Here is a 22,762-nt window from a genome sequence, read left to right as displayed (position 1 = left end):
TTGAATTCCTCTCCCGCTCGCTACAGCCGCAGCATCGACTGGCCAACGGTCCTGCTTTACCTGTTGATGGTAGGCCTGGGCTGGCTGAACGTGTACGCGGCCAGCTACTCGCCCGATGCGCCGGCCAACCCGCTCAGCTCCCTGGGTTTTCAGGAATTAATGGCCTACGACTGGTTTAAGCAGATTTTGTGGGTAGCCACCGCCGTAGTGCTAATCGTTATTCTGCTGGTGGTTGATTATAAGGCCTACGACACGTTTGCGTTCGTGCTCTACGGGGGCATGATTCTGCTGCTCGTCATCACCCCATTTATTGCCCGGCCCATTGGGGGTTCCCGGTCGTGGCTGGAGCTGGGGCCCATGCGCCTGCAGCCGGCGGAGTTTGCTAAGTTCGTGACGGCCCTGGCGGCGTCACGCTACATGGCCAGCATCAATCTGCGCCAGCAAAACTTCCGCGACCAGCTGGTGCTAGCGGGCATCACCTTGTTGCCCCCGCTGCTTATCCTGGCGGCCAATGAAACCGGGCAGGCCTTGGTGTTCGCCGCGTTTTTGCTGGCGTATTTCCGGGAAGGCATGTCGCCGCTGATTCTGGTGATTCTGGCGGCCGGCGGGATTATTCTTATTCTGGCCCTGTTGGTACCCAAGCTGTGGCTGGTAGGCGCGTTTACCCTGGTGCTGGGCCTGCTGTTTGCCTTCAACTCCAGGCTATGGCGGCACCATCTGCCCTTGTCGCTCAGCGTATGGGTTGTGGTGATTGGCATGGTGTTCGGGGTTGATTTCTTTTTCAACAACGTGCTGCAAGCCCACCAGCGCAAGCGCATTGAAGTGCTCATCAACCCTTCCGCCGATCCGTTGGGGGTAGGCTGGAACGTCACGCAGTCGAAAATTGCCATCGGCTCGGGCGGCTTTGCCGGCAAAGGATTTTTGCAGGGCACCCAAACCAAGTTCGACTTCGTGCCCGCCCAAAGCACCGACTTTATCTTCTGTACTATTGGCGAGGAGTGGGGCTGGCTGGGTACCACGCTGGTGGTAGTGGTTTTTATGGCCTTGTTGATGCGCATTGTGTACGTGGCGGAGCGGCAGAAATCGGTGTTTGGGCGCACCTACGGCTACTGCGTAGCCAGTATCATCTTCTTTCACTTCTGCGTGAACATCGGCATGACGATTGGGCTGGCGCCGGTGGTGGGTATTCCGCTGCCCTTTTTCAGCTACGGCGGCTCCTCACTCTGGTCGTTTACTACGCTGCTGTTCATTCTGCTGGCTATTGATGCCTACCGCAAGCAGGATCTGGAGCGGTATTAGGCCGCCGCGTTGCTTCCCCGCGCGGGCTATAGCAACTTGCACCCATGAACTACCCCGCCGCGGCTCCGCCTGTCCCTGTTTCCCACGTACCTAGGTGGGTGTGGGCGGGACTGGTGCTGCTGCATCTGGCAGCGCTGGGGTGGCAGCTGCGGCGGCAGCAACCGTATTTTCCTGATTCCGGCCGCTACGTGCAGGCCGCGCACAACCTGCGCACGCACGGCACTCTATACGCCGAATCATTGGCCGGGCCAGCCCTCAGGCCGCAGGAATTCACCATTCGGCCCCCGGCCTACCCCCTGCTGCTCCTGCTAACGGGTGGTGATGCAGCGGGGAGGCTGCCGCTGGCTACCTTGCTGTTGCAGAATGCTCTAAGCCTGCTGAATCTGGGGCTGGTGCTGCGCTGGCTGGCGGAAACTAGGCTACGCCAGCGTCAGTGGGGGCTAGTGCTGCTACTGGCCGCTACGGCTCCGGCTCAGTTTATCTATGCCAACGTGCTGATGAGCGAACTGCTGCTGCAAACGTCGGTGGTGGTGCTGTGGCGGGCACTGTTAGCCTTCGGACAGCCGGCCCGCCCTACCCGGGCCTTTGCGGTAGCTGCTCTGGCCGCCGCGGCTGCCCTGCTCATCAAGCCCGTATTTTTCCCGGCGGCGGCCTTGCTGTTGGTGCTGGGCCTGGCTGTCGGCTGGCACCGGAAGCGGCCGGTGCTGGTGGTGTGGGGGGCAGTGCCTATGGTGGCAGCCCTGCTCTGGATGAGCCGAAACGAAGCGCGCACAGGCTATTTTCATTACTCCAGCATCACGGAAATAAACCTGTTGCGCTACAACGTGCGGGGCGTGCTGCAAGCCACCGAAGGCCCGGCCGCGGCGGAAAGCTTTGTGCGCAGTACCCTGGCGGACAGTGAGCGTCTGCCTACTTTTCAGGCTCAGCAGCACTACATTCAGCAAGCCGGTACGGCCGTGCTATGGCGCCACCCACTGGCCTATGCGGGTCAGCATTTGCGCGGAATGCTTAACTTTTTTCTGGACCCCGGCCGGTTTGATCTGGTGTACTTTCTGGGCCTGCGGGAAACGACCAGCCCGGGCTTGCTGCACCAATTAAACCAACGGGGCTACCCGGCCCTGTGGGAGTACGTGCGCCACCTGCCGCTGGGCTTACTGGCAGGCTTGGGGGTAGTACTGGCAGCCAATCTGGCGCGGCTGGTACTGGCGCTTCGGTTTCTGGTAAACGGCAGGTATAGCCTGGTTTCCCGGTGGCTGCTATTGGTGCTGGTAGGGTACGTTGCTTTCCTGACGGGGCCGCTAGGAGCCTCGCGCTTTATGGTGCCAGTGCTGCCCCTATGGCTGGCCGCCGCCGGAGCCGGGCTCAGGGCCGGTTCGGGCTTTCGCTTACGCTTACTGGCAAATCCGGCCCGGCAAGGCCAGCGCCCAGCCACCGAAACAGAGGATGGTAGGTGAGCAGCAGGGAAAAAGCCACGGCAAAAACGGGAGCCGCCAGGTAGCCCATCCTGCCCAGGTCGCCGGAGAGCAGCATATGAATGCCCACCACAACTAGCAGCCCCGCGGCCGGCCAGCCCAATGGGCGGACCCACACTGCCCGCGCAGCTCGGTCCTGTAGCCCGGCCAACAGCGCCAAGCTGAAAAACCCGAAGATGCTGAAGATTTCGCCGCCTCCTTTCACGGAAAACAGGCGTTGCAAAGAGTACAGCAGGTTTTCGGTATGCGCCAGCGCATTGTGCACACTCTCAGTCGGGGTCGCCCCAATACGGGCATCAATCCAGTGTCGCAGGGCCAGCACCGTCGCTCCACTTAGCAACAGCCAGCCAGCCTGGGCCGGCCAGCGCAGGGCCCGCTGCCCCCACCACAGCAGCCACGGCACCAGGAATACAAACGATTCTTTCGCGTGCGGCCCCAGTAGCAGTACGGCCACCAGCGCCGGGCCCGAACCCTGGCGGACCGCGTAAAAAGCCAGGGCAAATACCAGCAGATACAAACTATCTACCAGGGGTAGGCCGGCCGTGTACACGGCCCAGCGGCTTACCAGCACGGCGGCCACAGCCAGCGCCGCGGCCGGAGGGGAGGCCCCATACAGCTGGCAGCTGCGGAACAGCACCAACCCAAAACCAGCCATCAGCAGGCAGTTTACCGCGTAAAATCCCAGCCGCAGCGGCCAATCGGAGGTGGCGCGGTGGGGCCAGACGCGGGCGTACACCTTTTCCAGCGGCCAGGCTACGGCCGCGGCCGCCCAGGGTACTAACACCCGGTAGCGCCGCGTAATACTGACGCCCGCAAACTCGCCCCGGGCCACCCGCAGGTAGCTGCGCGTGTCCAGGGAATGGGAGAAATCGTAGTGCACGTACATGGTGTACGCCGGGCCCGCCACAAGCCCCAGCGCCAGCAAGTACACCAGCAGCCAGCGCGGCCAGCGTAATGTAGGCCAGAAAGACACGGGAGAAGAAAAAGGGGCCATACGAAGCGCAAAGCAGCGGAAAACACGCCCTGACGAGCCAGGAAAGATAAAACAGGCTGGCAGAACAGCGCCCCTGAAAGCGGCAGCGGCCGACTGACGTACTGCCAGCCGGCCGCTGTGTTAGAACGCGCCCCAGCCTAAAGGCCCGCCGCCGGACCTATAAGCTAAACTTCCGGTCGATGAGCTTCAGCAGCTTGTTGATGTGCTCTTCCTTGCGCACCCAGCCGTATTGAGCTTGCAGGTTTTCCGTAACGTAGCGCTTGGCCGAGCTGGCGTCAGGCAACGTGTCCAGGTGCTGAATAACGGTGTGATACTCCATATTCTCGCCATTGAACAGCTCATTGATAAAGCTGAAGCGCTGATTGATGGAAATAGCCTCTCGCAATGATTCAACCCTAGGCGCCTTATCGGCCAGCGTGGCCGCGCCGCGCTCCTGGCGCAGCGTTTCGCTCAGGCTAGGAGCGGCTGGCTGCTCGGCCCTTAACTTCTCATGCAGGGGCACAGCGCTACCCCCAGGTACTTCCGCCAACGGCCGCCGCGCTTCGCCGGATGCTTCCGGGGTAGGCTTCGGCGCCACCGCTGGGGCAGTTGGCGCGGGAGCTGCCGGAGTCGGAACCACCGGAGCTGAAGCTGGAGCCGGGGCGGGTGACGGTTTGGGGGCCGGCGCCGGGGTAGGAGCAGGCGTAGCGGGAGCTGCGACTACCGGAGCAGCGGGGGCTGCCGGCGAAGCGGGGGCCACCGCGGGGGGCACCGGAGTATCATCCTCGTACAAGTCCTGTTCTGAAACCGGCAGCAGCACGTTAAACTGCTCCAGCACCTCCGAAACCGGATGCAGCGTAGCGGCAGCAGATTCTTCGTGCAGGCGGAAACGGCTCAGCAGGTAGTCGCGCTCCTGTTCCTGGGCGGTGGGCAGCGCATCCAGAAAGGCTTCGAACACGGGCTTGTTCAGATCGAGGTAGCGCAGGCCTTCCCGCAGCTGCTCCGGCGTGTAGGTGGTGGCCTCACCCAGCAGCTTCTGTGCGAACGTTTCGGACGGGGCCAGGGCTCCGGCCAGCGTATCGGCTATGGCCTGGGCCAGCAGGGGCTCGAACACGGGGCGGCTGAGCTTGATGCGCCGCGACAGGATGTTCATGAACTGGGTCAGGGCCTGCCGCACATCGGCATCCTCGAAATCGAAGTAGGAGCTGCGGAGCTTGGCCATCTCCGCCGTCCATTTGTCCAGCAGCTGCTGGAGCACAAACAGGTTTACCTGCCGGATAGGGGTGAAGCGCAGCACGGCCGGTCCGTCGAGCGTAGCCGTAGGGCGGGCTCCGAAGTGCTGGTCGCAGAGCAGCGAGGCCAGCAGGCGGCCGTATTGTTCACGCTTGGCGTGGCTATATTTGATCTTCATGAAAAGCCTGATTCAACGGGCAATTTAGGGAAAGATGCCCACTCTACTTGTGCAAAATCTGCCCGGCGGGGCCATTTCCGTGCCGCCCGGTGCTACCCTGCTGGCCGCTATTCAGGCCGCCGGCCACGACTGGCTGCACGCCTGCGGCGCCCGGGGCCGGTGCACTACCTGCCGCGTGCAGGTGGTCAGGGGCCTTGAGCTGCTAACGCCGCCCACCGGGCCGGAGTTGCGCTACCGGGCTGCGGGCCGCCTGCTCTCAACCGAGCGCCTTACCTGCCAGAGCTACTTGCCTGCGGGCGAGGTAGCGGGCCGGGTGCCGGAGGCTACCAAGCTGCCGCACGTGGCATACACCGGGTAAAACCAGGGGTAGCGGCAAGCACCTCGCAAGGCAGAAAAATAAGCAGCCGCCCGCCCGTGTTATGGTACACAGTATAAGCGGATAAGCCGCCTGGGTAGCCCGGAAGCTGGGTGGGGGGCCGGCCAGCCGGTTGCTGGTATCCGGCGGCAAACTCGTAATTTCGATAATTGACGTGCCGGCTTGTTGCCCTGCTGCTCGTATCTGCTCACCTTCTACCGTTTTCCTCCTGTGTTTATCGAACCCCGCGTCGGTACCGGTCGTGATAGTGCCCGTCGGGGCTGGATTGAAGTCGTGTGCGGCTCCATGTTTTCGGGCAAAACGGAAGAGCTGATCCGGCGCCTGAACCGGGCCAAAATTGCCCGGCAGCGGGTCGAAATCTTTAAGCCTGCCCTCGATACCCGCTACCACGCCCAGGACGTAGTGTCGCACAACCAGAACAGCATCCGCTCCACACCCATTCCTGTGGCACAGGAAATGCTGCTGCTGGCCGCCGGTTGCGACGTGGTGGGGGTTGATGAAGCGCAGTTCTTCGACGAGTCTCTGGTGGATGTGTGCGTGCAGCTGGCCAACCGTGGCACCCGCGTCATCGTGGCCGGACTCGACATGGACTACATGGGCCAGCCCTTCGGCCCCATGCCGGCCCTGATGGCCGTAGCCGAGTTTGTGACCAAAGTGCACGCCATTTGCGTGTGCTGCGGTGAGCTGGCCTCGTACTCGTTCCGGGTGACGGCGGCGGAAAGCAAAATTCTGCTCGGCGAAACGGAAGCCTACGAGGCTCGCTGCCGCTACTGCTTCCAGGAAGGCATGCGCGAAAAAGCCGCCGAAACCACTAGCCAGGCCGAACTGAAGTAAGTAGCTGCGGCCCGTAGCCACCGCCGCACGAAAGCCCGGCCTGGGGCGTTATCTTGCCGTTGCATCTCGTGTGCGCCCTACTTCCTTTGCCGATGACTCTAGTGCTACGCCTGCGCCGGGGGGCTACCCTCGCGGCTTTCCTTCTGTCTGCTCTAACAGCGCCGACGACAACCGTCCGGGCTCAATCGGCGGCCGGCTACGGCGACTGGCAGCTGCACTTGCCTACCAACCGGGCCCGGGCCCTGGCCGAGGTAGGCGACCGGGTGTACGTAGCGGCCGAGGACGCTTTCTTTTACTTCGATAAAAACCTGAACACGACCCGCCTGCTCTCGCGGCGCGACGGGCTGCACGATGTGGGCGTGAACACGCTGGCCTACGACTCGGTGAGCCGGCAGGTGGTAGTGGCTTACCGCAATGCCAACCTGGATATTCTGCGGCTGCGGGATGGGGCCGTGCTGAACCTGGATGACATCCTGCGCAAGGAGCTCAGCGGTACTAAAGCCATCAACCACATTCATATCAGCGGCAGAACGGCCTACCTGGCCTGCAGCTTCGGAATTGTGGCGCTGGATCTGGCCCGGCTGGAAATACGGGATACGTACACCAACATCGGGCCCGGTGGCACGGTTGTGCGGGTGTATGCTACGGCTGTGGCCGGCAATCAGCTGTTTGCGGCTACCTCCAACGGTCTGATGCGGGCCCCGCTCTCCGGCAACCTGCTCGATTACCGGGCTTGGACTACGGACTTGCCTTCGCGCGGCAACGACTCGTTCCGGACCCTGGCCGTGCAGGGGGCCTACGTAGTGGCCGGCAACAACGGCGACCAGCTCTACCGCTACCCCGTGGCAACGCCCGCCGTGGGGTGGCAGCCGGTGGGCACTACCCTGCGAGGGGTGGAGTTTCGGGCCCTGACACCGTCGCGCGTTGGGCTGCTGGTTGTGAGCAGTGCCGGCCTGAGCGTGCTAAACACTGCCGCCAATGCGGTAGGTAACCTCCTGCGCCCGGCGCAGTTCCAAGATCCGCGGGCCGCGCTCAGGTCTCGGGAAGGAGCCTTCTTTCTGGCCGATCTGGGCAATGGGCTCCTGAAAACGGCGGATGGCCTGCAGGCCGAGCAGTTTGTTACCAACGCCCCGGCCCAGGCTCAGGCCTTCAGCGTGCTGGCCGATGCCCGCACCAACACCGTGGATATTTTCAGCGGCGGCTACACCGACCGATATCTGCAGCGTGATTTTCGCCGGGGCTTTTTCGAGTATAAAAACGGGCAGTGGACCAACATCACCAGCGGCACGCTGCCTTCGGCCGCGCAGTACCCCAACCCCAAGGACCTGGCCCGGGGCACCCGCACCCCCGACGGCACGCTGTACGTGGCCAGCTACGGCAACGGGTTGCTGGAGTGGAAAGGCTCCGGCGAGTTTCGGCTATTCAACCCGACCTCGGGCCTGCCCAACCCTCTGCGTAGCGCCATTGCTGACCCCGAATACACGCGCGTAACCGATGTAACTACCGACGCCACGGGCCGCGTGTGGGTAGTAAATCGGCACCAGGTAGCGGGGCAGTCGGGCTTATTTGTGTTCGAGCCGGCGGCCACGGCCTGGACCATTATTCCGTACTTCGAAGGAAGCGAGAACCTCGACCGGCTTGCCCTGGACGATGCCGGGGTGGCCTGGGTGTCGCGGGCCCGGGCGGGGGGTAGCAGCCTCGGCATTATTGCCCACGATCCGGCCGCCGGCAGCACCCGCTATTTCGGCGAAACTGATGGGCTGCCCAGCGCCGAGATATACGACCTGGTGAAGGACCGGCAGGGCTACATCTGGGCCGCCACCCTAAAGGGGCCCGCCGTCTTTACTGACCTGGGTGGCACCTTCAACTCCACCGAGCCCCTGGGTTTTACTACCCCCATTGTGCGGCGCGGGGCGGGCTCTGGCTTTGCGGCTCTCTTCAACGAGGCCGTGCGCGCCATTGCTGTGGATGGGGGCAACCGCAAATGGTTTGCCACTGACCGCGGCCTATGGCTGTTCAACCCCGATGGCGACGAGGCCCTGGAGCACTTCACCACCGAAAACAGCCCTCTGCCTTCCGACCGGATTGTGGATGTGGAAGTAAACGATAAAACCGGCGAGGTATTCGTGGTGACGGATGCGGGGGTGGTATCCTACCGCGGCGGCGCTACGGTTACGGAAGGCAAGCCAAGCTGCGCCAGCGTCTTTCCGAACCCCGTGCGCACCAATTTTACCGGGCAGGTAGGCATTGCAGGCCTAGCCAACAACGCCGTGGTCAAAATCACGGATGTAACCGGCAAGCTCGTGTACCAGACCCGCGCCAACGGGGGCACCGTCACCTGGAATCTGGCCGACTACAACGGCCGCCGGGTGCAGTCGGGGGTGTACCTGGTGCTGTCGTCGGATGCGGATGGTAAGAATGGCTGCATCAGCAAAGTAGCGGTAGTAGAGCGCTAGCTGCCAGCCCGGACCCGTAATTTTTAGCCCGACGGAAGGAGCCAATTTATCGGTCCGGATTGTTCTTATTGTCCGGGTCGGGCGTATAGTATCCGGTCTGCGGGCGGCGCCTGGGGTAGCCCGGTGGCTCCGCCTTTATTCTTTACCAGCTCATTTCTTCATGCTAATCAAAACCCGCGGCATTGTGCTGAACTACATGCGCTACCGCGAAACCAGCATTATTGCGCGCATCTATACCGAGCAGCTAGGGCTGCAGAGCTACGTGGTGAACGGGGTTCGGAAAGCCAAGCCGCCGGGCCGCATTGCCTTGTTTCAGCCGCTCACCCTGCTCGATATGGTGGCCTACACCTCCCGGAGCGGCGGCCTCACGCGGCTCTCGGAATATCGCTGCGCCGAGCCCTTCCGGACCCTGCCCTATGATGTGCGCAAAAGCAGCGTCGCGCTGTTCTTGTCCGAAATTACCGGCCGCGTATTGCAGGAAGAGGAAAAGAACGAGCCTCTGTTCGCGTTTCTGCACGATTCCATTCTGGCCTTCGACCGCCAGGAGGAAGGCTTCGAAAACTTTGCCCTGGTGTTTTTGCTGGGCCTGAGCCAGTACCTGGGCTTCGGACCCGAAACCGGGGAGCAGATTACTTCGCAGGTAGCTTTTGCCGCCGCGGCCACTATTGGACCCGGCAGCACCGGACCCGTAGCTCTGCGCTTTCAGGAATTTGAAGAGCACTTCGATGCCTTGCTGCGCGACCCCAGCGCTGCCACCATCCCCAACGGGCGGGTGCGCCGGGAACTGCTGGACGTGCTGATTCGCTACTACCAACTGCACGTGGAGCACCTCGGCGACATCCGCTCCCTGGCCGTGCTGTCCGAAGTGCTGGCGGAGTTATAGCCTCAATTGGTACTGGTGCTGGGGTAACCTCAGCGCCCTACCCTCTCCACGGCCGCAAACCCCCGCAATGTCAACCGCTCGGGCAGGCAGAACCCGCCCGAGCGGAAGGCACAGGACGCAGGCCCTTATTTCACCCCGACCAGCTCCACGTTAAAGCGGAGGATGGCATTCGGGGGAATATCGGCGCCGGCTCCGCGCGGCCCGTAAGCCAAGCCCGAAGGAATCAGCAGGATGGCCTTGCTACCCTTATTGAGCGCGGCAATGCCTTGGTCCCACCCCGGAATTACCTGGCCCGCGCCGAGCGCAAAGGAAATGGGCTGGTTGCCGTTTCGCTCTGAAGAATCGAATACTTTACCGTTGAGCAGCAGGCCTTTGTATAGCACCGAAACCGTCTGGCCCTTTTTAGGTTTGAGGCCGGTGCTGGCTTTGGTAACTACGTAATACACTCCGCCGGGCGTTTTCAGGGCCTTGAGCTTGTTTTGTTTCAGATACGCCTGAATGCGGGCATCATCCTTTAGGGCCTGCTGGGCGGCCTGCTTTTTGGCTCGCTCCTGGGCCAGCAGGGCTTGCTGCTGCACTTCCTGCAGAGCTTCGGCTTCCGTCTGTACCTTTTCAGCCTTGGCCAGTACGGTAAGGGTAGGCCCGGCCCGGCGGATAAACGGCGGCACGGGCTGCCGGAACGATTTGGCAAACACTGTATCCACGTTCAGGCGAAACACGCCCGAGTCGCCGGGCTGCAGCAACGACAGGGCCTCTTCTACGCTGCCGCCCTGCTGCCGTCGCACCGTGTCCAGGGGCACCCGCACGGGCTGGCCGTCGCCCTGGCGGCGCGAGTGCATCAGCACCGAGTCAGTGGCGGTCCGGAACTCCAGGTGCAAACTCAGGATGCGGCCCACGCGAGCGGCATAGGTAGGGTCGCCGGCCGTGGGTAGGGCCGGCCGCAGTACGTAGCGCCCGTTTTCACGCCGGTAAATGCGGTACTCCAGCCCCGAGCGCAGCTTGTTGAAAGGAGTAGGGTCACCGCCCTGAAAGCCCATCAGGAGCGTGCTGCCTAGCAAGGCCGGAAGTAAAAAGCGAGTGCGGGGCGAAAAGAGCATAGCAAGGAAGAAGAAAATTCAGAAGGCCAAGTTAACCCAGATTTGCCGGACCAGTAATGGTGGCCGCAGCCAGCAGACAGCCGCCATTGGGCCGCTAAAACAAGCCGGCCCAATGGCGGGAAACCATCGGGCCGGCTTGCTATTTTATTTTCACTACTTCCAGCTCAAACACCAGATCAGCGTTAGGCGGTATCAGGTAGCGCCGCTCATCGTCGGGGTCGGGGCGGCCTTCCGGGCCGTATCCCAGCGCGGCCGGAACCCAGACGCGGGCCCGGCTGCCCTGGGGCAGCAAGAGCAGCACCTCGTGCCAGCCCTTCACTACCTCCCCCTGGCCCACCCGTACCTTCACGGGGCCCCCTTGCTTAACTGAGGCATCAAATATCTGCCCATTAGCCAGAAAGCCAGTGTAGTGCACCAGCACTTTGTCGCCGGGCCGGGGCACCGGGCCTACCCCCGGCTGCCGGATCAGGTAGCGCAGTCCCGAGGGGGTAGTAACGGCCCGCGCCAGTAAGCTGTCGGCGGTAGGTACTGCCACCGGCAGAATCTGTTGGGCCTGGGCTACCAGCGGCAGGGCGCTCAAGACCAAAGCCAGCGCCCCAGCGCCCGCCAACCGCCCACCGTGCTGCTTACTGAACATCCAGGATTTCCATGTCGAAGAGCAACGACGTGTTAGGCGGAACGACTGCTGAACCGGTAACTCCGTACGCCAGGTAGGAGGGGATAATTACCAATTTCCGGTCACCCTTGCGCATTTGCAGGGTGGCTGTGCTCCAACCCGAGGTAGCAATTGGGCCTACCTGGCCGTTCACAAAGCCAAAGCAGCCGCAAGTAGTGCGGTTGTTGGTAGAGGCATCAAATACCAACCCTTCATTGTCTTTGCCAATAAAGCTGCCAATGTACTTGGTGGTCACCTTGTTACCTGCCTTAATAAGCGAGTTGCTGGTGGGGCCTTCCAGCACGGGTATCAGGTAAATACCCGAGGTCAGGCGGGTATAGTTCGTGATGCTGTTGCGGGTGAGGTAATCCTGAATGAAAACGTCGTCATTCTTTTTCTGCTGCTCCTCCAGCTTCCGGGTCTGCTTAATGTAGTCCGGCTCTGTGTTGCAGCTGGTCAGGGCCGGCACGGTAGCGAGCGGCAAAGCCAGAAAAGAAAGGGCCAGCGCGAACTTCTTCATGGGGTAAACGCAAAAGGTAACCGGAGGCTGCCAACGACAAATCCGCCGGGATGGGTGCAATTTATTTAATATCAGCCACTTCTACGTCGAAGCGTAGCACGGAATTGGCCGGGATAGTGCTAACGGCTCTGCTGCCATAAGCCAGGCCCGAGGGAATCAGCAGAATGGCTTTGCTACCCTTGTTGAGCAGCAGGAACCCTTCGTCCCAACCGGCAATTACCTGGCCGGCCCCTACCGTGAAGGAGAAGGGGGTAGCAGCGGTGGCGTTGCTGTCGAACACTTTTCCATCGAGAGTAGTGCCCGTGTAGCGAGCCGCTACCGTCTGGTTTTTCTTGGCATTGTCGCCGGTACCGGCTTGGGTAATAGCCACGTACAGGCCGGAGGGCTGGCGCTGGAAGCCCGTCAGGTTGTTGGCTGCAATGTAGGCCTGAATGCTGGCTTCGTCGCGGGCCGGGATGTCAATAATGTCCATCACTTCCACGTCGTAGCGGATGATGGAGTGCGGGGGAACTATGTTGCTGCTCAGGGGGCCGTACGCCAGGGGCGAGGGCACCAGGAAAGTGGCTTTTGCGCCCTTGTTCAGCAAGGCAAAGCCTTCATCCCAACCGGCGTTCTTTCCCTTGCCCAGCACAAACTCAAAGCTGCCCAGCGTCGTCATATTCGAATCGAAGACGGTACCATCGAGCAGGGTGGCTTTGTAGCGGGTCAGTACTACCTGATCCGTTTTGGCCTGGGCACCACTGCCCGGCTGCGTGATGCCTACGTACAGGCCGGAAGCCTGCCGCTGAAAGCCTGTAAGCTTGTTATCGGTGATGTAGGTCTGAATGGTGGCTTCGTCGCGGGCGGCGTAATCCGTGTTGTCTTCCTCGGTTTTCTCGCAGGCCGACAAGGCCACCGCCAGGAAGCCGAGCAGGAACACCGGAAGCCAGGCGGCTGCCCGGAGGCGGAGAAGAAATGTGCGCATACTCAAAAAATAAAAGGCAGTTTACGGATAAGAGCAAAAAGCCCCCGGCCCGGTTGCACCGGACCGGGGGCTTTTCTTGGGATGCGCGGGCGCGGGTTACTTACCCTGCTGCTGGCGCTGCAACTCCTCCAACTGGCGCTGAATGTCAGCGGCGTTGGGCTGCTGGCTGGCGGGGGCCGGCGGGGCATTTTTCACGTCCACCAACTCCACATCAAAGCGCAGAATGGCATCAGCCGGAATGTCGGCGCCGGCGCCGCGCTGGCCGTAGGCCAGCGACGAGGGCACCAGCAGGAAGCCTTTTGCGCCTTTCGGGAACTGGGCAATGCCCACGTCCCAGCCCGGGATTACCTGGCCCTGACCCAGCACAAAGTCGAAGGGCTTATTGCCCATCTTCTCCGAGGAGTCGAACACTTTACCATTTTCCAGCAGGGAGCCTTTATAGAGCACCGATACCAGCTGGCCCGCTTTGGGCTTGGCGCCCGAGCCGGGGGTAGTCACGGAGTAGTACACGCCGGAGGTGTCTTTCTCTACCTTCAGGTTGTTTTTCTTGATATAAGCCTGCAGGGCTACATCATCGGTTTTAATCTGAGCTTTGGCGCGGGCCTGCATTTTCTGGGGCAGCTCGGCCTGCATCTTCTGCACGTCGGCCATAGCCTCGTCGCGGGTCTGCACCTTGTCCACTTTCACGAACATAGTCATGGTGTTGCCGGCTTTCTTCATGAAGGGCGGCACCGGCTGGCGGAACGACTTGGCGAAAATGCTGTCCACATTAAAGCGGAACACAGCCGAGTCGCCGGGCTGCAGCAGGCTGATGGCTTCTTCCAGACCGCCGCGCTGCTCCTTGCGCACCGAGTCCAGGGGCACCCGCACGGGGTAGCCAAACTGCTGCTTGCGCGAGTTGAACAGGATGGAGTCCTTAGCCGTGCGGTACTCTACGTGCAGGGCCATGATTTTGCCTACCCGGTCTTTGTACGTGGCATCTCCGTCGGCGCCAACTTCGCGGGAGTCATACTTGCCGCTGCCAGTGCTTTTGAAAACCTGGTATTCAATCCCCGATTTGGTCTTGCTGAAATCACCGCCTTTGTTGCAGGAGGCGAGGCCCAGAACGCCGGCAGCAAGGGCCAGGCTCAGGAAGTTGCGTTGAAGGAACATGAAAGGGTTTAGCGTTATGACGGAATGAGGGCCCAAGTTACACCGAATTATGCCGATGGTGGCGCGGCGGCCAGCGGGGCCGTAACTAACTGGGTCTGGTACTCGGGCAGCAGACTCAGGAAGCGGTCCACGGTAGCTTGCAGCGGCTCGTGGCTGATGCCGCCGGCAGCGTTGTGGTGCCCACCTCCACTGAAGTGGCGGCGCGAAAACTCGCTAACCGAAAAGTCACCCACCGAGCGGAAAGAAATCTTGACGGCCTGGGTGCGGTCAATAAGAATGGCGGCAAACACAATGCCTTCGATGCTGAGGGCAAAGTTGACGAGGCCTTCCGTGTCGCCGGTTTTGGAGTGGTACTGGCGCAGCTCGTCGGCCGTAATGGCAATATAGGCCGTGTTGTACTCGCGCAGCACCGTCAGCTTGTCTTTCAGCACGAACCCCAGAAAGCGCAGGCGTTCCTCAGAGTGTGAGTCGTAGATGCGGCGGTGCACATCGGAGAGGTTGATGCCGGCATTAAGCAGCTCGGCAATAATCAGGTGCACGTTGCGCGAGGTGCTGGGGTGGCGGAACGAGCCCGTATCCGTCATGATGCCGGCGTAGAGGCACTCGCCAATACCCGTATCAATCAGGTCCTGGTCGCCTAGGTCGCGGATAACCTCAAACACCAGCTCGGCGGTAGCAGCGGCCCTGGAGTTGGAGTAGTCAAGATCGGCAAACTGCTCGGGCTCCTGGTGGTGGTCGATGAGGACCTTGGTGCCGGGCGCCTGCCGGATGTACTCGCCCAACTCATTGATGCGGCCGAGGCAGGAGAAATCAAGGCAGAACAGCACCTCCGCCGTCCCGATGATTTCACGGACCTGCGCGTCATTTTCGCGCGGCTCATACACCACTACTTCCTCGTTGCCGGGCATCCAGGCCAGGAAGTTAGGGTAGTCGGAGGGGGTAACTACCGTCACCGAGTGCCCCTTTTTGCGGAGGTAGCCAGCCAAGCCCAGCGACGAGCCCAGCGCGTCAGCATCGGGCTTGTGGTGAGTGGTAATGAAAATCTGTCGGGGGTGCGCCAGCAGCTCCTTCAGCTCAGATATTGTGGACATTGCCTACGGGGTAGGTGACTGAATTTCGGTCGATTAGGCCGCGTACAAAGGCGGCAAAAGTCGTAAATATTCTGGGTTCCAACAAAACCCCCAGGTGAAAGGTGCGTTTAAGGCGCTCGTTGTGCCGGTTAGAATAGCAAGACACTTTTGGGGAATCCTTCAGTTCCACGGTGCAATGCCGGCTAAACCCGCTACTTTTGCGCCCGCAAACCTTTGGTTGCTTTTTAACCGGTATTTCAATTTCAACCCCAACCATACGACAGCCCCATGGCCACGAACCGCACGTTCACGATGATCAAGCCCGACGCTACCCAGGAAAACCACATCGGTGGCATCCTGAGCATGATTGAGGAGGGCGGTTTCCGCATCGTAAGCCTAAAAAAAGTACTGCTGACCCCCGAGCGCGCCGGCCAGTTCTACGAAGTACACAAGGAGCGCCCCTTTTACGGCGACCTGGTAAAGTACATGTCGTCGGGTCCTATCGTTGCTGCTATTCTGGAGAAGGACAACGCCGTAGCCGATTTCCGCACCCTGATTGGCGCTACTAACCCGGCTCAGGCCGCCGAAGGCACCATCCGGAAGAAGTACGCCAAGAGCATTGAAGCTAACGCTGTACACGGCTCTGACTCCGATGAAAACGCTCAAATCGAAGGCAACTTCTTCTTCACCGCCGACGAGCAATTCTAAATCACGGATTTAGACGGATTTGTTGGATTCGTTCTCTAAGTCAAAAGGGCTGCTCTGTGGAGCAGCCCTTTTTCGTGTTTGGCCAACCAGCCATAAAAAGAGAAGTATGCTGTTTTTATGACCGTTAAAAAAACCGTGTTGTAATCCGATGAATCCGTCTAAATCTGTGATTTAGGCTTGTTCCACGCTCAGCAGCGGCTCGTGGGCGGTTTCCTCTACTTCCTGCGGGTTGTGCTTGTGCTTAAACAGAATAACGAACAGCACGGCAATAACCAGGGCGTAGGCCGCAAACGTCAGCCAGATGCTATGCCAGTCCTTGGTTTGGTCAACTGGGTTGGTGAAATATTTCTCAATCACGATGCCACTGACTGAACTGCCAAGTACGGCACCGAAGCCGTTGGTCATCATCATGAACAAACCTTGAGCGCTGGCCCGGATGGAGGAAGCCGTCTGGGTTTCCACGAACAGCGAGCCGGAGATGTTGAAAAAGTCGAAGGCCATGCCGTACACAATGCACGAGAGGATGATCAGCCAGATGCCGGGGTTATCCGGGGTGCCGAAGGCCAGCAGGCCGAAGCGAAGCACCCAGGCAATCATGCTGAACAGCATTACCTGCTTAATACCAAAACGACGCAGGAAGAATGGAATAGCCAGAATAAACAGCGTCTCAGAAATCTGCGAGATGGACATGATGATGGCCGGATACTTTACGGCAAACGTGTCCTGGTAGGCGGGTACCTTATCGAAGTCGTGCAGGAAGGTGTCGCCATAGGCATTGGTAAGCTGCAGGGCAGCGCCCAGCAGTAGGGCAAACAGGAAGAAGGTGAGCATCTTCGTGTCGCGCAGCAGAGCAAATGACTTCAGACCCAGCGCATCAACTAAGGAGCGGCTAGGAGTACCCTTGGAGGGCGGCGGGCAGGCGGGCAGTGTAAAGGAATACAAGCCAAGGGCAAAAGCCGCGGCAGCAGCTACATAGAACTGATTAGCTGACTTCTCAAAGCCCAGGCCGCTTACTGTCCACATGGCCGCAATAAAGCCAACAGTGCCCCAAACCCGGATGGGGGGGTAGTCTTTCACTACATCTAGGCCCTGGCGCTTGAGTACCGAGTAGGATACGGCAATAGATAACGCCAGCGTAGGCATATAGAACACCATGTTCAGCAGAATTACCCAGAAGAACATGCCAGGATCGGTGACGAGTGGCACCGTGCACAGCACCGCCCCGCCCATAATATGCAGTAGTCCGTAGAGCTTCTCGGCATTAAACCATTTATCGGCTACAATGCCCATGAGCGAAGGCATGAAGATAGAGGCAATGCCCATGGTAGAGAAAATGGCTCCGAACTGAGCTCCGGACCATTGCTTCGTCTGAAACCAGTACGCCCCGATGGTTATCAGCCACGAACCCCAGATAAAAAACTGTAAAAAGCTCAGAATAATGAGACGCAGCTTGGTACTCATGTAAATGCGGTTGAGAAAAGGAGGGGAACACAATTTTGATCCTAAAGATACAAGAAATCTATCCTGTGAAAATTCGCCCGGAAACTGAAACTGCCGCCCCGGAAAGCCAACGCAGGGGCTTGGCTGAGCAGCCCGTTGCGCTTACGTTCACCAGCCCAGCACTCAGCAAAATTGAAAAAGGCTAAGACTATACCGACCGAGCCAGTGCACTTCCGGAAGGAACAGCTAAAGGGCTAAGGTTTGATACTCTCTGGGCTGTGTGCAGCTTACTGAATCTGGGGTGCCAGCCTCCTGAGCTGAAAGCCGCTGTGCAGTACATCGTGCAGGCCCAAGGCGCTACCGGAGAGTGGCCGCGTTGGTTGCTATACTATGGTGGCCCTAAGCTGGCCGTAGGCTGGGGCTCAGAGGAAATGACTACCGGGTATTGTCTGGAAGCCCTGGCGCGTTACCAGGCCCTCGTCAATGCTTGATCTGTCGTTATGCCGACAGTTTCTGGGTTAATAAAAAAGCCCTCCAGAAGGTCTGGAGGGCTTTTTTATTAGCTGGAAGGTGAGTTAAACTACGCCTGTTCCGCGAAACGGCGGTTCACTTCATCCCAGTTGATGAGGTTGTAGAAGGCCGCGATGTAGTCGGGGCGCTTGTTCTGATACTTGAGGTAGTAGGCGTGCTCCCACACGTCGAGACCCAGAACCGGAGTGCCTTTGCAGCCGGTGTCAGGCATCAGGGGGTTGTCCTGGTTGGGGGTGGAGCAGATTTGCAGCGAGCCATCGGGCTGCTTGCAGAGCCACGCCCAGCCCGAGCCGAAGCGGGTGGTAGCGGCCTTGGTGAATTCTTCCTTGAACTTCTCGTAGCTGCCGAATGCCTTGGTAATGGCCTCGCCGATGGCACCGGTGGGCTCACCACCGCCGTTCGGACCCAGGATGGTCCAGAACAGGGAGTGGTTCCAGTGGCCGCCGCCGTTGTTGCGCACTGCTGCCGGGGCCGAGGCAATGTTGTGCATCAGCTCTTCCAGGCTCTTGCCTTCCAGCTCAGTGCCGGCAATAGCGTTGTTGAGGTTGGTTACGTAGGCCTGGTGGTGCTTGGTATGATGGATTTCCATGGTTTGCGCATCAATGTGCGGCTCCAGGGCATCGTAGGCGTAGGGCAGTTGGGGCAGTTCGAAAGCCATAACAGAAAGTTTTGATTGGTGAACAGTAGGAGAGAGGCATCCGCTTCGGGTAACCTGCTGGTATAACCGCCGCGGCGGCTTCAGGGTTACAGAAGCGGCCAAAAGTAGCTATTTCCGCTTTTGTGCGAAGAACGCCCGCATCAACTCCTCGCACTCCTGGCCCAGAATGCCGCTCACCAGCTCAGCCCGGGGGTGCAGCAGGTTTCCATGCCGCCGAAACCCAAATTTCGGCTCGTGGGCGCCATACACTACCCGCCGCACCTGCGACCAGGCCGTGGCGCCGGCACACATCACGCAGGGCTCTACGGTCACGTACAGGGTGCAGTCGGTGAGGTACTTGTTGCCCAGGTGGTTGGCGGCCGCCGTCAGGGCCAGCATTTCGGCGTGAGCCGTTACGTCCTGCAGCTTCTCCGTCTGGTTATAGGCCCGGGCAATAATGCGCTTATCCAGCACCACTAGTGCGCCAATCGGAATTTCTTCTTCCTCAAAGGCGTAGCGCGCCTGCTTCAGCGCCTCCCGCATATACTGCTCATCGGAATAAAGCGAAAGGGTCATGGGCGGCGAAATGGTGAGATGGTGAAATAGGGAGTTTGATGCTTTGGTGGCTTCAAGGGTGCAAATAGAACATCAAACTCCCTATTTCACCATTTTACTTCATCATCACGCTACCCATTACGGCCTGGGCAATGGGCTGCCATTGGGCCTGCTCCTCGGCGGGGGCCACAAAGGTGAAGACGTAGAGCTGGTTGCCTTCAATGGCGTACTGCACGAACTGGTACTTGCGCACGGGCGCCAGATTGCCACCGCGGCGGTTATCAGCTACCGTCGAAACAAACTCCAGGGCCACGTAGTCGCGCTTGTTCACGGTGCGGATATCTTCCTGCAGAAACTGCACCTTGGAATACATGTTCTGGATGCTGGCCTTGTAAATCTTAAGCAGTAAGGCATAGTCGCGGTTGCTGAAAGTAGTCAGCTTCTGGGCCACGCTCAGGTCGATGCGGCCGCTGGGGTTGCTGAACACGGCCAGGGGCTTGCGTGCCGCCGGATATTTGGCCGCAATGCCGTCGTCGGGCAGGGCAGCGAAGCCTTCAGGCACCCCTAGGGAAATGTTCGAAGCAATGGGCGTCTTTTTCAGCTTGGGGCCGTCGAAGGCCACCAGCACGCTCAAGACCAATAGCAAGGAGGTAAGACGGAAAAAGCGGGTCATGGTCATATCGGGTTCAAAGAAAAAGAGGGGGTAGGGAAGCACAACCTAGCCGTTCTGAAGCACATGGCTGGCGCGCCGCAAAAGCAAAGCTCCGAAGCCCTAACGACTTCGGAGCGCAAAAAATCTGCCTAAGCACGCATATCAGGCAACAAAACGAATCCGTGATTTAGCGGCGCTTCTTGGAAACCGGAGTCGAGGGGTATTTGATGCTCACTTTCTTCCAGTACACGTAGTTGCCGGTTTTGGCCTCAATGAGGTAAGTGCCGGCCGGAATGCGGCCCAAGTCCACGGGCTCACCGGTGTTGTTCTGTGGGTCGAGCTCGGTGGTATACACGGCCTGCTTCTTGTAATTGGTCATCACCAGCGTACCGGGTTTGGTAAACTGCTGGGTGAAGCTGAGCATGATGCTCTGGCCGCTCGACGACGGAAATACGTCGATGCCCGAGAGAGTTTCCACGCGCTTAATGGGGCCGTTCAGCGTTACCGGCTCCACCTCCGACTTAGCTTTGACTTCGGTGCCGTTAGCAGCCTTGGATTTGGTTTTAACCTTGGTCTGGGCCTGGGCGGCTGAGAAAGAGAGCAGCGTGGCAGCCAGGGCGAGCAGAACGGGGCGTTTCATATAGATAAAAAAGAGGTTGTGGCTCCTGAAGGTTGATTCTAAAGATGGGGTTTGCATACTCCGTGCCGGATTTGGGGGTAGCAGACAAAATAGGCGGCGTCGAGAATGAAATCACCGTTTTCCTCAACTCTACACCAGTGAAGTACCGTTCCCGGCCCGACGTTTTTTCAGCATTTGACTGAATTTCCTGCCTACCTTCGCTGCTATTATAGAACTCAGTGCTGAGAAGTCGGAAGTGAGAAAAGCCGGGCTAGCCGCGCTTCCTCTCTCATCTCAGTGCTAAGGTCTCACTTCTCAGCTCTAACGAAATGCTCCGGACTCATACCTGCGGCGAATTGCGCCCTGAACACATTGGTTTAACCGTTACGCTCTGCGGCTGGGTACAGCGCACCCGTGACAAAGGTGGCATTTTGTGGGTTGACTTGCGCGACCGGTACGGCATTACACAGCTGGCCCTAGAAGAAGGGGTAGAAACCGCCGAAGTGCGCGAACAGGCCCGGCAGCTGGGCCGCGAGTTTGTGCTGAGTGTAACCGGCAAAGTTTCGGAGCGTCACTCCAAAAACGACAAGATGCCCACCGGCGGCATCGAAATCCGGGTAGAAAAGCTGGAAGTGCTGAACCCGGCCAAGCTGCCACCCTTCCTGATTGAGGACGAAACCGATGGTGGCGACGACTTGCGGATGAAGTACCGCTACCTGGATTTGCGCCGCAACCCGGTGCGCCAGAACCTGATGCTGCGCCACCGCGTGGCCCAGGCCACTCGCCGCTACCTCGATGGGCAGCAGTTCATTGAGGTGGAAACCCCGGTCCTCATCAAGAGCACTCCGGAAGGTGCCCGCGACTTTGTGGTGCCCTCCCGCATGAACGCCGGCGAGTTTTACGCCCTGCCCCAGAGCCCCCAAACGTTCAAGCAGCTGCTAATGGTGTCGGGCTTTGATCGGTACTTTCAGATTGTGAAGTGCTTCCGCGACGAAGACCTGCGCGCTGACCGCCAGCCGGAGTTCACTCAGATAGACTGCGAAATGTCGTTTGTGGAGCAGGAAGACATTCTCAGCACCTTCGAGGGGCTGGTGCAATACCTGTTCCGCGAGGTGAAAAACCTGGAAATCGGGACCCTACCCCGCATGACCTACGCCGATGCCATGCGCTACTACGGCAACGACAAGCCCGATACGCGCTTTGAAATGAAGTTCGTGGAGCTGAACGAGGTAGCCAAAGGACATGGCTTCCCGGTGTTTGAAGCCGCCGGACTGGTAGTAGGCATTAATGCCACGGGCGCCGCCTCCTACACCCGCAAGCAGCTCGACGAGCTGACCGAGTACGTGAAGCGCCCCCAGATTGGCGCTACCGGCCTGGTGTACGCCCGCGTGGAAGCCGATGGCACGGTGAAGTCGTCGGTAGATAAGTTCTACTCCCAGGAAGTGCTCCAGCAGTGGAAGGCCGCGTTCAATGCCCAGCCCGGCGACCTGCTGCTCATTTTGGCCGGCGAGCCGAACAAAACCCGCAAGGCCCTCTCGGAGCTGCGCCTGGAAATGGGCCAGCGCCTCGGCCTGCGCGACAAGGACACCTTCTCGGCCCTATGGGTGGTTGATTTCCCCCTGCTCGAATACAATGAGGAAGAAGGCCGCTACTTCGCCATGCACCACCCCTTCACCTCGCCCAAGCCCGAAGACGTGGCCCTGCTCGACTCGCCCGAAACCATCGGGGAGGTGCGCGCCAACGCCTACGACATGGTAATTAACGGGGTAGAGGTAGGGGGCGGCTCCATCCGCATCCACGACCGCGCGGTGCAGGCCCGCATGTTCTCCCTGCTGGGCTTCTCCGATGAAGAAGCCAAAGCCCAGTTCGGCTTCCTGCTCGACGCCTTCGAGTACGGCGCCCCGCCCCACGGTGGCATTGCCTTTGGTTTCGACCGCCTCTGCAGCCTCTTCGGCGGCGCCGACTCCATCCGCGACTTCATTGCCTTCCCCAAAAACAACTCCGGCCGCGACGTGATGATCGACTCACCCTCGCCCATTTCCGATGCGCAGCTGAAGGAGCTGAGCATTGCTACGGCGGTGGTTGGGAAGTAAAGGGTGCTTTTTCGGTTTATGCGTCAGGTCCCGTTGTTTGCAGTACTGCAAACAACGGGACCTGTTTTATGAGTACACACTATGGTGGAAGTAAGGTATAACCGGTGGAGTGCTTGAGGGCAGGTGTCATTCGGGGTAGCATTAATAGGAGTAGGTATAATGCTGAGCTTAGCAATTACTCTAGGCTTAACAATTGCCGGATTAATGCTTCTATTGCCTGGAGCTGTAACGATTCACATAGCCCGCTTGCGCTTACGGGAGAGCGACGTGCTGCTGCGCCTCACGCCAGAGCGCATCTGGACAAAGTGGGGTAAGCTGATTGTAAATTCGCAAGCTGACCGTAACGGGCACACGCTGGAAATCAT

General features: G+C 59.7%; 22 protein-coding genes. 9 read left to right on the top strand and 13 right to left on the bottom strand.

Annotated features, from left to right (window positions below; genetic code table 11):
- Nucleotides 1–1,299 carry a rod shape-determining protein RodA gene (rodA, locus tag FGZ14_RS12685; RefSeq protein WP_139924618.1) on the top strand — a complete coding sequence of 433 codons (1,299 nt, stop codon included), beginning with the start codon at nt 1–3 and terminating at the stop codon, nt 1,297–1,299.
- Between the two features lie 44 nt (nt 1,300–1,343).
- Nucleotides 1,344–2,753 carry a hypothetical protein gene (locus FGZ14_RS12680; RefSeq protein WP_139924617.1) on the top strand — a complete coding sequence of 470 codons (1,410 nt, stop codon included), beginning with the start codon at nt 1,344–1,346 and terminating at the stop codon, nt 2,751–2,753.
- On the opposite strand, the gene FGZ14_RS12675 is transcribed toward FGZ14_RS12680, so the two are convergent.
- Both FGZ14_RS12675 and FGZ14_RS21760 read right to left on the bottom strand, forming a co-directional pair.
- Complete coding sequence (locus tag FGZ14_RS12675) at nt 2,662–3,744, bottom strand: hypothetical protein (RefSeq protein WP_139924616.1); 1,083 nt, start codon at nt 3,742–3,744, stop codon at nt 2,662–2,664. The two genes, FGZ14_RS12680 and FGZ14_RS12675, sit on opposite strands and share 92 nt — an antisense overlap.
- A gap of 178 nt (nt 3,745–3,922) precedes the next feature.
- Nucleotides 3,923–5,155, bottom strand: coding sequence for a hypothetical protein (locus FGZ14_RS21760; protein WP_180754345.1), 1,233 nt, complete (start codon nt 5,153–5,155; stop codon nt 3,923–3,925).
- A gap of 34 nt (nt 5,156–5,189) precedes the next feature.
- Between FGZ14_RS21760 and FGZ14_RS12665 the strand changes: the two genes are divergently transcribed.
- The 4 genes from FGZ14_RS12665 to recO all read left to right on the top strand — a co-directional run bounded on the left by FGZ14_RS12665 (nt 5,190) and on the right by recO (nt 9,704).
- Complete coding sequence (locus FGZ14_RS12665) at nt 5,190–5,513, top strand: 2Fe-2S iron-sulfur cluster-binding protein (RefSeq protein ID WP_139924615.1); 324 nt, start codon at nt 5,190–5,192, stop codon at nt 5,511–5,513.
- A gap of 228 nt (nt 5,514–5,741) precedes the next feature.
- Entirely contained in the window at nt 5,742–6,365 is a 624-nt protein-coding gene (locus tag FGZ14_RS12660; RefSeq protein WP_139924614.1) for a thymidine kinase, read from the top strand.
- A gap of 92 nt (nt 6,366–6,457) precedes the next feature.
- Nucleotides 6,458–8,821, top strand: a complete 2,364-nt coding sequence (locus FGZ14_RS12655) for a two-component regulator propeller domain-containing protein (protein WP_139924613.1) — start codon at nt 6,458–6,460, stop codon at nt 8,819–8,821.
- A gap of 160 nt (nt 8,822–8,981) precedes the next feature.
- Nucleotides 8,982–9,704: a DNA repair protein RecO gene (gene recO / locus FGZ14_RS12650; protein ID WP_139924612.1), complete on the top strand. Its 723-nt coding sequence runs from the start codon at nt 8,982–8,984 to the stop codon at nt 9,702–9,704.
- Between the two features lie 125 nt (nt 9,705–9,829).
- Here recO and FGZ14_RS12645 read toward each other — a convergent pair whose 3' ends face one another.
- From FGZ14_RS12645 to FGZ14_RS12620, 6 genes are all read right to left on the bottom strand, one after another.
- Complete coding sequence (locus FGZ14_RS12645; RefSeq protein WP_139924611.1) at nt 9,830–10,801, bottom strand: FKBP-type peptidyl-prolyl cis-trans isomerase; 972 nt, start codon at nt 10,799–10,801, stop codon at nt 9,830–9,832.
- Nucleotides 10,802–10,940: 139 nt separating this feature from the next.
- Entirely contained in the window at nt 10,941–11,438 is a 498-nt protein-coding gene (locus FGZ14_RS12640; RefSeq protein WP_139924610.1) for an FKBP-type peptidyl-prolyl cis-trans isomerase, read from the bottom strand.
- On the bottom strand, nt 11,428–11,976 hold the full coding sequence (locus tag FGZ14_RS12635) for an FKBP-type peptidyl-prolyl cis-trans isomerase (RefSeq protein ID WP_139924609.1): 549 nt from the start codon (nt 11,974–11,976) through the stop codon (nt 11,428–11,430). Before FGZ14_RS12635 ends, FGZ14_RS12640 begins: the two co-directional genes overlap by 11 nt.
- A 61-nt stretch (nt 11,977–12,037) precedes the next feature.
- A complete protein-coding gene (locus FGZ14_RS12630) occupies nt 12,038–12,940 on the bottom strand; it encodes an FKBP-type peptidyl-prolyl cis-trans isomerase (RefSeq protein WP_139924608.1) in 903 nt (300 codons plus the stop codon).
- Nucleotides 12,941–13,036: 96 nt separating this feature from the next.
- Nucleotides 13,037–14,092: an FKBP-type peptidyl-prolyl cis-trans isomerase gene (locus FGZ14_RS12625; protein WP_139924607.1), complete on the bottom strand. Its 1,056-nt coding sequence runs from the start codon at nt 14,090–14,092 to the stop codon at nt 13,037–13,039.
- A gap of 47 nt (nt 14,093–14,139) precedes the next feature.
- Nucleotides 14,140–15,183, bottom strand: coding sequence for a bifunctional oligoribonuclease/PAP phosphatase NrnA (locus tag FGZ14_RS12620; RefSeq protein WP_139924606.1), 1,044 nt, complete (start codon nt 15,181–15,183; stop codon nt 14,140–14,142).
- Nucleotides 15,184–15,450: 267 nt separating this feature from the next.
- Between FGZ14_RS12620 and FGZ14_RS12615 the strand changes: the two genes are divergently transcribed.
- Nucleotides 15,451–15,870: a nucleoside-diphosphate kinase gene (locus FGZ14_RS12615; RefSeq protein WP_110978668.1), complete on the top strand. Its 420-nt coding sequence runs from the start codon at nt 15,451–15,453 to the stop codon at nt 15,868–15,870.
- Nucleotides 15,871–16,041: 171 nt separating this feature from the next.
- Here the strand turns inward: FGZ14_RS12615 and FGZ14_RS12610 are convergent, their stop codons facing one another.
- The gene (locus FGZ14_RS12610; RefSeq protein WP_139924605.1) at nt 16,042–17,331 is read right to left on the bottom strand and encodes a nucleoside permease; all 1,290 of its coding nucleotides are present in this window, start codon (nt 17,329–17,331) and stop codon (nt 16,042–16,044) included.
- Nucleotides 17,332–17,588: 257 nt separating this feature from the next.
- Here FGZ14_RS12610 and FGZ14_RS12605 point away from each other — a divergent pair, with 257 nt between their 5' ends.
- The gene (locus FGZ14_RS12605) at nt 17,589–17,801 is read left to right on the top strand and encodes a hypothetical protein (RefSeq protein WP_139924604.1); all 213 of its coding nucleotides are present in this window, start codon (nt 17,589–17,591) and stop codon (nt 17,799–17,801) included.
- Nucleotides 17,802–17,890: 89 nt separating this feature from the next.
- On the opposite strand, the gene FGZ14_RS12600 is transcribed toward FGZ14_RS12605, so the two are convergent.
- The 4 genes from FGZ14_RS12600 to FGZ14_RS12585 form a co-directional block, all read right to left on the bottom strand.
- A complete protein-coding gene (locus FGZ14_RS12600; RefSeq protein WP_139924603.1) occupies nt 17,891–18,499 on the bottom strand; it encodes a superoxide dismutase in 609 nt (202 codons plus the stop codon).
- 108 nt (nt 18,500–18,607) lie between these two features.
- Nucleotides 18,608–19,054 (bottom strand): nucleoside deaminase, encoded by a 447-nt coding sequence (locus FGZ14_RS12595; protein ID WP_139924602.1) that lies wholly within the window; start codon nt 19,052–19,054, stop codon nt 18,608–18,610.
- A 94-nt stretch (nt 19,055–19,148) separates the two neighbouring features.
- Nucleotides 19,149–19,712: a hypothetical protein gene (locus FGZ14_RS12590; RefSeq protein ID WP_219601023.1), complete on the bottom strand. Its 564-nt coding sequence runs from the start codon at nt 19,710–19,712 to the stop codon at nt 19,149–19,151.
- 160 nt (nt 19,713–19,872) lie between these two features.
- On the bottom strand, nt 19,873–20,325 hold the full coding sequence (locus FGZ14_RS12585) for a hypothetical protein (protein WP_139924600.1): 453 nt from the start codon (nt 20,323–20,325) through the stop codon (nt 19,873–19,875).
- 308 nt (nt 20,326–20,633) lie between these two features.
- Between FGZ14_RS12585 and aspS the strand changes: the two genes are divergently transcribed.
- Nucleotides 20,634–22,397 carry an aspartate--tRNA ligase gene (gene aspS / locus FGZ14_RS12580; protein ID WP_139924599.1) on the top strand — a complete coding sequence of 588 codons (1,764 nt, stop codon included), beginning with the start codon at nt 20,634–20,636 and terminating at the stop codon, nt 22,395–22,397.
- The last annotated feature ends 365 nt before the right edge of the window (nt 22,398–22,762 follow it).

Source organism: Hymenobacter sp. DG01, assembly GCF_006352025.1.
In the GTDB taxonomy this organism is placed as follows: domain Bacteria; phylum Bacteroidota; class Bacteroidia; order Cytophagales; family Hymenobacteraceae; genus Hymenobacter.
The sequence above is the reverse complement of the archived record's forward strand: the minus strand, read 5'-3'. Positions and strand labels throughout refer to the sequence as shown.